The following is a 5305-nucleotide window of genomic DNA, read 5'->3' as shown; positions in this document are numbered from 1 at the left end:
AGCTTAACGTTGTGATCGGGCAGTGGATGTGTAGGATAGGCCGGAGGCTTCGAAGCGGGTACGCCAGTATTCGTGGAGCCGCTGTTGAAATACGGCCCTTGTACTGTCTGGTCTCTAACCCGCAAGAGCGGGGACCGCGTTTGGTGGGTAGTTTGACTGGGGTGGTCGCCTCCAAAAGAGTAACGGAGGCTTCTAAAGGTGCCCTCAGGCCGATTGGTAACCGGCCGCAGAGTGTAATGGCAAAAGGGCGCTTGACTGGGAGGCCGACAGGCCGCACAGGTAGGAAACTAGAGCATAGTGATCCGGTGGTTCCGCATGGAAGGGCCATCGCTCAAAGGATAAAAGGTACTCCGGGGATAACAGGCTGATCCCTCCCAAGAGCTCATATCGACGGAGTGGTTTGGCACCTCGATGTCGGCTCGTCACATCCTGGGGCTGGAGAAGGTCCCAAGGGTTGGGCTGTTCGCCCATTAAAGTGGCACGCGAGCTGGGTTCAGAACGTCGTGAGACAGTTCGGTCTCTATCTATCGTGGGCGCAGGAGTTTTGAGTGGTGCTGACACTAGTACGAGAGGACCGTGTTGGACAGACCTCCGGTTTACCAGTTGTTCCGCCAGGGGCACCGCTGGGTATCTGAGTCTGGGACGGATAAGCGCTGAAAGCATCTAAGTGCGAAGCCAGCCGCGAGATTAGAACTCCCTTGAGGGTCGTTCAAGACTAGGACGTTGATAGGGCGCAGGTGTAAAGACGGTGACGTCAAAGCCGAGCGCTACTAATTGCCCGAGACTTTCTGTTGTAGTCATGCTTTGAGTTGTATTGGTGAGGGATTGATGAGTATTGTCTTCCTCGAGTGTTTTGCTTGTGTGCGATAGTCAACCTTATTTTAGGTGGTTATTGCGGCAGGGTTCCACCTCTTCCCATTCCGAACAGAGAAGTTAAGCCTGCTTGCGCCGATGGTACTGCAATGCAATGTGGGAGAGTAGGTAGCCGCCTTTTTTGATTTGAGCCTCGATTACGTGAGTAGTCGGGGCTCTTTTTTGTGTTGGTGGGTTGGGGAGGGTTTGAGGTTGGGAGGATGAAGGGTTGTTATGAAAGTCGGACCAATCGGACCAATCAGACCAATCAAACCTGTCGGACTAGTCAGACAGGGCCGAGGGGCTGAGATAATGATATAATATAATGGTGTGTGCTATTGATTATGTGTAACTTTTAATAACTAAAGAGTATGGAATACTATCAAGTTTATTTTGCGATGGATAAAGAGGGTAGAGGAAATTATGAAATGCCTCATACTGTTGAAATAACTTCTTCGGATTTTAATGAGTATATATATACTAAGAATAGAAATATAATAATGTATTTTGAGAATTTATCTACATTATATAAAAAGATGCCTGATACTCTAACAGGAAAGATTCTTGATAGGAAAGATTTTGTAGATTTCATGGATTGTTCACCTGCATGTCCAAGTTTAGTAGCTGTAGTTAGTAGAAAGGTGAAGAATATCCTTGAATATATGAATGTACATAAGAGTGAGTACATTTTAAAAGAAATTATAATAGACAAAGTGGAGTCTGATTTCTTTCTACTTTTTGTTCCACTTATTAGGGATACGGAATTTATTTACCCTATGTGTAGATTTGTTAACTTGTTTGACAAAAGTGATATAAAGTTGTTTGAGAAAAGAGAGGATTATTATAAGGCTCCCGAAGAATATGTGGTGAAAAAAATAACTCTTAGTAATAAATATGAAAACTTTGATTTGTTGTATCCACAAGGAATTTGTGGCGTTTTCTTTTCCGAGCGTATTATAAATGCGTTTGTGAAGGAAAAGATTTCAGGCTATGATATTATTAGAGGCGGTTTTTTTCATAACACGATAGACTTTCTTGGATAAGTTTATTAGAGGCATGACAAAATAATTGTCATAAAAACGGATGAAAAAGTTTTATTTTTCCGGCCTTTAGTTCAAAGTTCTAATTTAAACAATTTGTTATTGCAAATAAGTTGACAATTAGGAAGTTAATGGTAGAAATAGACACTTGGTCGCATTAATGGTAAGCAAGTTGATTGTGAAAATAGACAATCTGATAGATAAAAAGCCCCTTTTGGCCGTTTAAAAGGTCTGCTTTTGCCGTGTCAAAGGGCTGCTTTTAGGAGACAAGAAGGCTGCTTCTGCATGTGCATAGGATGGCTTTGGAGAAGTTACTCGTACACCAGCACTATCAATTTATTATCCATAAACTTATTTGCTTATCTATAATCATACGATAAAATTTATCGTTTGATTATCAACTTGATACCTATTAACTTGTTTGCTTGTCTATCATCATACGATAAAACTTATCTTTTGCTTGTCAATTTGTTAGAAATCAACGTGTTAGATCATGAACTTATATAAGACGAAAGCGTTAGTTTCGTATAGTGGCACGGGCATAATGTTATAGCGAAACTGCGTTATTCCCTCACCCATGATAGCTTTTGGTGGGCGAATATATTATCGTTGTAGAAAGAAGTGCAACCGTCTGGAGCTTTATTTCTTTATGAGCTCAAGCGTCTTGGGAATCTTTACCCACTTTCGGTTGACTGCTATTTTAATGGTACTTCCCTCTCCTTGCTTGAGAATATATTTGCCATCTTTCTCTTTATGGAGTGTAGCGGTGAGGTCCTCGCTGCCATAATCGTTGATGATAGATAGTTGGACCGTGGTGGAATTAGTGAAACTGATGTCAGTAATGAGCCATTTGCGGGTGTCTCTTTTGGCGCCGAAATAGCCCGGAAGTTCACCGAAGATTTCCTGACCGGGTACCAATTTGTTCTTATGATAGAAGTCTATATCAAGGTAGACTTGATATTCCTCGTTGTATAAATAGCCTTTAAACGTCGTGGAGTCTTGAGCCATGGCGACCATCGCGAAGCAAAAAGCGGCAAATATGGCAAAAAGTCTTTTTTTCATATTTATCTTTATAATTAATATAAGTCTTTTTCTGTAATACAGACAGACAGTTACAAAGATAAATTTATTACGTCAAGAAACCCCGTGTTTTTATAAAATATTATCTATCAGAGTTGGTTTTTCATTTATTTTATAGTATCTTTGCCCAGCTTATATTAAGTTTTTATGGTAAAAAAGTTTGTTTTCCCTGACTATATTTTTGAGTCGAGCTGGGAAGTTTGTAATCAAGTAGGTGGTATATATACTGTTCTTTCTACACGTGCAAAAACTTTACAACAATATATAAAAGACAGGATTATATTCATAGGCCCTGATTGTTGGGGCGACAATAAGTGTCCTTTTTTTGAAGAAGAGCCCTCTCTTTTTGCTGATTGGAAGGCCATTGCTTTACAGTCCGGGCTTCAAGTTCGTATCGGTCGTTGGACTGTTCCGGGGCGACCTATCGCCATTCTCGTTGATTTCAAACCTTTTTTTGAACATAAGAACGAAATTTACGCTCAACTTTGGGATGATTATCAGGTAGATAGTCTGCATGCTTATGGCGATTATGACGAGGCTTCGATGTTTTCTTTTGCCGCGGCGAAAGTGGTGGAGAGCTTCTATAACAGTCTCTTGACTGCTAAAGATCGTGTTATTTACCATGGAAATGAGTGGATGACGGGGCTTGGCGTGCTTTATATTCAAAAGAATGTGCCCCAAATAGCTACCGTCTTTACGACTCATGCCACGAGTATAGGACGAAGCATTGCCGGCAATAACAAGCCGTTATACGAATATTTGTTTGCGTACAATGGTGACCAAATGGCCGGAGAACTTAATATGGAGAGCAAGCATTCTATCGAAAAACAGACTGCTTTGCACGTGGATTGCTTCACGACGGTAAGCGATATAACCGATAATGAGTGCAAGGAATTGCTTGATAAGCCTGCTGATGTGGTGTTGCCCAATGGATTTGAAGACGACTTCGTGCCCCAAGGATCTGCTTTTACTGCAAAAAGAAGAACCGCACGACGCCGTATGCTTGAGGTAGCTTCCGCTTTGTTGGGGGAAAAGTTTGATGATAATACCCTAATCCTTTCTACCAGTGGACGTTATGAGTTCCGCAATAAAGGTATTGATGTCTTTATTGAGGCCATGAATCGTTTGCGCCATGATGAGCGGCTCGATAGGAAAGTATTGGCCTTTATTGATGTTCCGGCATGGATGAAGGAACCTCGTGCCGATTTGCAAGAGCGGCTTCAAAGCAAGCAACTGTTTGATACGGCGTTGCCGGTGCCCCAGTTGACGCATTGGCTTAATGAGCAAGATAACGACCGTGCCTTGGGTATGATGCGTTATTTGGATATGAATAATCGCCCCGAAGATAAGGTGAAGGTTATTTTTGTGCCTTGTTATCTGACGGGAAATGACGGTATTTTCAACCTTTCTTACTACGATTTAATCTTGGGTAACGACCTTTGCGTCTATCCATCCTACTATGAGCCGTGGGGATATACCCCCCTTGAGGCCGTGGCTTTTAAGGTTCCGTGTATCACAACCGACTTGGCCGGCTTTGGCTTGTGGGCAGAAAAGACGTTGGGCCGCACTTCTGAGATTATTGATGGTGTGAAAGTAATTCATCGTACCGACTATAATTTCTCTGAAGTAGCCGAGAATATCAAGAATACCATTGTCACTTTCTCTGCTTTTGATAAGAAACAAGTCGACAAATCCCGTAGCCATGCTTTCCAACTTTCAAAGAAAGCACTGTGGGAAAAGTTCATAGTATATTATGAGGAAGCCTATGACCATGCGCTCCGCAAGGCACAGCAAAGACTTACCCCATCCCAATCTTGAGGGTGGTGAGTCCTTAGGCACGTTCTAATAAAATATGATTAGTGAAATAAAATTATAATAACGAGATTTATGAAAATTAAAGCTGATTACGTTAATGCTCCACAATGGAAGGAGCTTTCAATCAAGTCGAGGTTGCCAGAGCAACTGAAATGTCTTGATGAGTTGGCTCATAACATGTGGTGGGCATGGAATTATGAGGCACGTAACTTGTTCAAGAGCTTGGACGAAAAGCTCTATGAAGAAGTAGGACACAATCCTGTAATGCTCCTTGAGCGTTTGAGTTATGATCGCAAAGAGGCTGTCGTAAAGGACAAGACCTTGATGAAGAAGGTGAATGATGTTTACGCTAAGTTCCGTGCTTACATGGATGTAGCGCCCGACACCAAGCGTCCTTCAGTGGCTTACTTCTGCATGGAGTATGGTCTTAACCAAGCATTGAAGATTTATTCAGGTGGTCTCGGTATGCTTGCCGGTGACTATTTGAAGGAAGCATCTGACAGTAATGTCGATCTTTG

4 protein-coding genes and 2 rRNA genes are annotated in these 5305 nt (G+C 42.2%); 5 read left to right on the top strand and 1 reads right to left on the bottom strand.

Annotated features, from left to right (window positions below):
- From VIR50_RS03105 to VIR50_RS03095, 3 genes are all read left to right on the top strand, one after another.
- Positions 1–795 (top strand): 23S ribosomal RNA (locus VIR50_RS03105); the annotation flags it as partial.
- Between the two features lie 86 nt (positions 796–881).
- Positions 882–994: ribosomal RNA gene (gene rrf, locus VIR50_RS03100) — 5S ribosomal RNA — on the top strand.
- A gap of 229 nt (positions 995–1223) precedes the next feature.
- The gene (locus tag VIR50_RS03095; protein WP_331933682.1) at positions 1224–1895 is read left to right on the top strand and encodes a hypothetical protein; all 672 of its coding nucleotides are present in this window, start codon (positions 1224–1226) and stop codon (positions 1893–1895) included.
- A gap of 636 nt (positions 1896–2531) precedes the next feature.
- Here the strand turns inward: VIR50_RS03095 and VIR50_RS03090 are convergent.
- Complete coding sequence (locus VIR50_RS03090) at positions 2532–2954, bottom strand: hypothetical protein (protein WP_414703522.1); 423 nt, start codon at positions 2952–2954, stop codon at positions 2532–2534.
- 165 nt (positions 2955–3119) lie between these two features.
- On the opposite strand from VIR50_RS03090, the gene VIR50_RS03085 reads away from it, so the two are divergent.
- Together VIR50_RS03085 and VIR50_RS03080 are read left to right on the top strand one after the other, a co-directional pair.
- Complete coding sequence (locus tag VIR50_RS03085; protein WP_331933681.1) at positions 3120–4790, top strand: glycosyltransferase; 1671 nt, start codon at positions 3120–3122, stop codon at positions 4788–4790.
- 69 nt (positions 4791–4859) lie between these two features.
- Positions 4860–5305 (top strand): DUF3417 domain-containing protein (locus tag VIR50_RS03080; protein ID WP_331933680.1); only part of this gene is annotated, 446 nt, incomplete at its 3' end.

The organism is Prevotella sp. (genome assembly GCF_036570325.1).
Taxonomy (GTDB): Bacteria; Bacteroidota; Bacteroidia; order Bacteroidales; family Bacteroidaceae; genus Prevotella.
This window is presented reverse-complemented; position numbering and strand designations above follow the sequence as displayed.